The sequence below is a fragment of the Nocardiopsis lucentensis DSM 44048 genome, from assembly GCF_000341125.1.
Taxonomy (GTDB): Bacteria; Actinomycetota; Actinomycetes; order Streptosporangiales; family Streptosporangiaceae; genus Nocardiopsis; species Nocardiopsis lucentensis.
This window is the reverse complement of sequence record NZ_ANBC01000021.1, coordinates 6,038-10,120: the sequence shown is the minus strand read 5'-3', so window position 1 is coordinate 10,120 and position 4,083 is coordinate 6,038. Positions and strand designations below refer to the sequence as shown.

The following is a 4,083-nucleotide window of genomic DNA, read 5'->3' as shown; positions in this document are numbered from 1 at the left end:
GCCCCCCCCCAGCCGATGCCGCGCCCGGTGGAACAGGACTCGGTGCTTCAGCAGAGCTGGGTGATCCCGGCCGTGCTCATCACCATCGTGATCCTGATCCTCGTCCTGGTACTGCTGGCGGTCAGTCAGTAGGCGGTGTTCGTCGTGGTCCCGCCGTTTCGCCCCGGACCGTCTTCGGGCGCCCACGCGGCCGGGGATTCTTGTCCTCCCCGCACGCCCCGACCACCCTCAGCGGACATCTCCGGTCGCGGTCAGACCTGGGTGAGCGCGTTCATCGCCCGGGAAACCGCCTCATCCACCAGGTCGCGGACCTGCGGCCAGCGATCGTCGACGCAGTCGGTCGGCATCACGGTGACGCTGTCCGCCCCGGAGATGTCCAGCGCGTCGCGTACCCCGTCCGGAGTGGTGAGCCGCGCGTCGGCGGTCACGGCCAGGACGCCGGTGTGGGGGCGGCCGACCTCCTGTACGACCACGAACAGCGTCAGCGACGCTTCGCCGACCACCAGGTCCAGAGCCGTCCACCAGTGCGCGGCACCGGGTGTGAGGACCGTCCGGGAGGCGGGTACGGGGGCCGTGTCCGAGGACTCCTCCCGGGTGTCGTCGAACCCGCCCGAGCGCACCACCGTCCGGGCCTCCGGGTCCAGGGCCTGGAGAATGAGGCCCAGTGACGCCCGACGCGATCGCACGTACTCCTGGATCCGCCGACACGTCACCGACGCCAGCGGGGGGATGTGCACCCGCGGGGGCGGAACGCTCGCGGGCGCCCAGCACAGCTCGTCGCGCAGGGTCCCGGTGACCAGGCGCGCGAAGTAGTGGACCAGCGCGGGGAGCCGATCGCCGGGCTCCCGGCCGTCGGACGGCGGCGGGGAGGCGCCCGGGCCCGGCGGCAGGGGCGGGTAGTCGGAACGCTGGAGCACCAGGGACGCGAGGATCCACGGCAGAGCCCACGGCGGGTCCTCGCCGGTTCCCGCGGTGGTCGGCGCCGCGGCCCCGGCGCCGCGGTCGGATCCGTCCTGCGCGCAGTCGAGTCCGCGCAGGACCGCGACACACTCGGCGAAGGTGTACGCGGCTCGGACCACGGGATGGGCGGGCAGGGCGGCGGCGTCGGCCAGTCGGCGGGCCTCCTCGTCCTTGAGGGGGCGGGCGGGGGAGCGGGAGGCGCAGTCGGTCGGCAGGTCGGCGGCGCGTCGGGCCAGCTCCCGTACGTAGTCGACGGAGACCGCCTGTCCGGACATCCCCTCCTCGGAGGTGGACACCACCAGGTCCTCCAGGGCCGGTGCTCCGCCCAGGTCCAGAACGCGGCGTCGGATCAGGGCGCGACGCGCGGCCGCACGCGCGTCCCGGGGCTGGCCTTGGCGGTGCCGGGCCCAGATCGACCGGAGGCGATCCACGTCGGTGAGCTCGTCGCGCACATGGCCGGGGAGGCGGTTCAGGGCCACGCCGCTGCTAAGGGTATCCACGTGTGGATCCGTAGCCCGCGGACTCGGTCCCAAAACCTGTCGGGAGGCCGGTCGTGTGGCCGTGACCGGCCGCGCACACGTGTCAACCCACGGTGGCCGTGAGCGTCGTCGGTTCAGGGGCGGCGGTGGTGGAGCAGCCGCATCGCCTTCTCCTTCTCGAAGTCCATCGCCCGTGCCGGGGCGGCGGTGAGCCTGCCGAGCCGCTCCCCGTGCTGTCGTACCCGCGCCAGGACCTCGGGTTCGGCCAACACGCGCAGCGCGAACGCCAGGGCTGCGGGCGGGATGTCGAACTCGCGCTCCATCTCCAGGCCGACCGCGATCGTGCGCAGGTCCTCCTCGGTGAACCGGCGGTGGCGATGGCCACGCCCGGTGGGCCGCTCCTGTGTGCGGGGAAGCAGCCCCAGGCCCTCGCGGTAGCGCAGCATGCGCGCGGTCGTGCCCACCTGGTCGGCGGCGGTCGAGATCGGCACGGGCCCGCCCGGCGTGGAGAGCCGGTCGGATACGGGCGAGGCGTCGTCGAGGGCGGCCATGGACGCGAGCCTAACCCACTTTCCACGCGAGTCGAAGCGAATCTGACAAACGATTGTCATAATTACTCCATGCGCGCGTGAGGGTGCCTAGAATCAGGGGCGCCACCACGATCACGAGTGAGGAACGCATGGCTTTCGACTTCAAGGTCGCCGATCTGTCCCTGGCCGAGTTCGGCCGTGACGAGATCCGGCTCGCCGAGCACGAGATGCCCGGCCTCATGGCCACTCGCGCGGAGTACGGCGACAGCAAGCCCCTGCGGGGCGCCCGGATCATGGGCTCCCTGCACATGACCGTGCAGACCGCCGTGCTCATCGAGACCCTGGTCGCCCTGGGCGCCGAGGTGCGCTGGGTCAGCTGCAACATCTTCTCCACCCAGGACCACGCGGCCGCCGCCGTGGTCGTGGGCCCCGACGGCACCGTCGACGACCCCAGGGGCGTCCCGGTGTTCGCCTGGAAGGGCGAGACGCTGGAGGAGTACTGGTGGTGCACCGAGCAGGCGCTGACCTGGCCGGGCGCCGAGGGTCCCAACATGATCCTCGACGACGGCGGTGACGCCACCATGCTCGTCCACAAGGGCGTCGACTACGAGCGCGCCGGCGCCGTTCCCGACCCGGACACCGCCGACAGCGAGGAGTTCGGCGTCGTCCTGCGCCTCCTGCGGGAGAGCCTGGCCAAGGACCCGCAGAAGTGGACGAAGATCTCCGCGGGCATCAAGGGCGTCACCGAGGAGACCACGACCGGCGTGCACCGCCTCTACGAGATGCAGCGCGACGGCAGCCTCGCCTTCCCCGCGATCAACGTCAACGACTCGGTCACCAAGAGCAAGTTCGACAACAAGTACGGCATCCGCCACTCGCTGCCCGACGGCATCATGCGCGCCACCGACGTCCTCATCGGCGGCAAGGTGGCCGTCGTGTGCGGCTACGGCGACGTCGGCAAGGGGTCCGCCGAGGCCCTGCGCGGCCAGGGCGCCCGCGTCATCGTGACCGAGATCGACCCGATCAACGCCCTCCAGGCCGCCATGGACGGTTTCCAGGTCAGCACCCTGGACGACGTCCTGGAGACCGGTGACATCTTCATCACCACCACCGGCAACTTCAACGTGATCATGGCCGACCAGATCACCCGCATGAAGCACCAGGCGATCATCGGCAACGTCGGGCACTTCGACAACGAGATCGACATGGCCGGGCTGGCCAAGGTCCCCGGGGTCTCGAAGAAGGAGATCAAGCCACAGGTCCACGAGTGGACCTTCAGCGACGGTACGTCCGTCCTCGTGCTCTCCGAGGGGCGTCTGCTCAACCTGGGCAACGCCACCGGGCACCCGAGCTTCGTGATGTCCAACAGCTTCACCAACCAGGTCATCGCGCAGATCGAGCTGTTCACCAAGCAGGACGAGTACCCGACCAACGTGTACACGCTGCCGAAGATCCTCGACGAGAAGGTCGCGCGTCTGCACCTGGACGCTCTGGGCGTCAAGCTGACCACGCTCACCAAGGAGCAGGCCGCCTACATCGGTGTGGACGTCGAGGGCCCCTACAAGCCCGAGCACTACCGGTACTAGTGGTGCGCGCCGGGCCGGGGGCGGTGCTCCCCGGCCCCGGCCCACGAGAGAGTGACGCAGTGAGCACTATCCCCTCGCACGAGGTGGCGGACCTCGGCCTCGCCGCCGCCGGGGTGCGCAGGGTGGACTGGGCGGAACGCTCGATGCCCGTGCTGCGCAGCGTGCGCGAGCGGTTCACCCGGGACCGGCCCCTCGACGGTCTGCGCGTCGCCGCGTGCCTGCACGTGACCGCGGAGACGGCGAACCTGCTGCGCGTGCTGCGCGCGGGCGGCGCCGAGGTCTGGCTGGCCGCCTCCAACCCCCTGTCCACCCAGGACGACACCGCCGCCGCCCTGGTCACCGAGTACGGCGTGGCGGTCCACGCATGGGCGGGGATGGACCAGGAGGCCTACGACCGCAACCTCGTCACGGTCCTGGAGGCGAGGCCCCACCTGCTTCTCGACGACGGCTGCGACCTCGTGAACACGGTGCACGCGGTCCGCCCCGACCTCATGGAGGGGGTGCTGGGCGGCTGCGAGCAGACCACGA

The 4,083-nt window shown here is 71.0% G+C and carries 3 protein-coding genes and 1 pseudogene (1 of these 4 running past the window's edge); 2 read left to right on the top strand and 2 right to left on the bottom strand.

Annotated features, from left to right (window positions below; genetic code table 11):
• Window positions 1–251 precede the first annotated feature (251 nt).
• Both D471_RS0100615 and D471_RS0100610 read right to left on the bottom strand, forming a co-directional pair.
• A complete protein-coding gene (locus tag D471_RS0100615; RefSeq protein WP_152486184.1) occupies window positions 252–1,460 on the bottom strand; it encodes a hypothetical protein in 1,209 nt (402 codons plus the stop codon).
• Between the two features lie 113 nt (window positions 1,461–1,573).
• Window positions 1,574–1,990 carry a MerR family transcriptional regulator gene (locus D471_RS0100610; RefSeq protein WP_017596836.1) on the bottom strand — a complete coding sequence of 139 codons (417 nt, stop codon included), beginning with the start codon at window positions 1,988–1,990 and terminating at the stop codon, window positions 1,574–1,576.
• A gap of 128 nt (window positions 1,991–2,118) precedes the next feature.
• Between D471_RS0100610 and ahcY (D471_RS0100605) the strand changes: the two genes are divergently transcribed.
• Both ahcY (D471_RS0100605) and ahcY (D471_RS32430) read left to right on the top strand, forming a co-directional pair.
• The gene (gene ahcY, locus D471_RS0100605; RefSeq protein WP_017596835.1) at window positions 2,119–3,555 is read left to right on the top strand and encodes an adenosylhomocysteinase; all 1,437 of its coding nucleotides are present in this window, start codon (window positions 2,119–2,121) and stop codon (window positions 3,553–3,555) included.
• Between the two features lie 59 nt (window positions 3,556–3,614).
• Window positions 3,615–4,083: pseudogene (gene ahcY / locus D471_RS32430) on the top strand (adenosylhomocysteinase); it runs 763 nt beyond the window's last position.

Coding starts and splice junctions, on each gene's coding strand:
- ahcY (WP_017596835.1), top strand. CDS start 2,119: ATGGCTTTCGACTTCAAGGTCGCCGATCTGTCCCTGGCCGAGTTCGGC.
- D471_RS0100610 (WP_017596836.1), bottom strand. CDS start 1,990: ATGGCCGCCCTCGACGACGCCTCGCCCGTATCCGACCGGCTCTCCACG.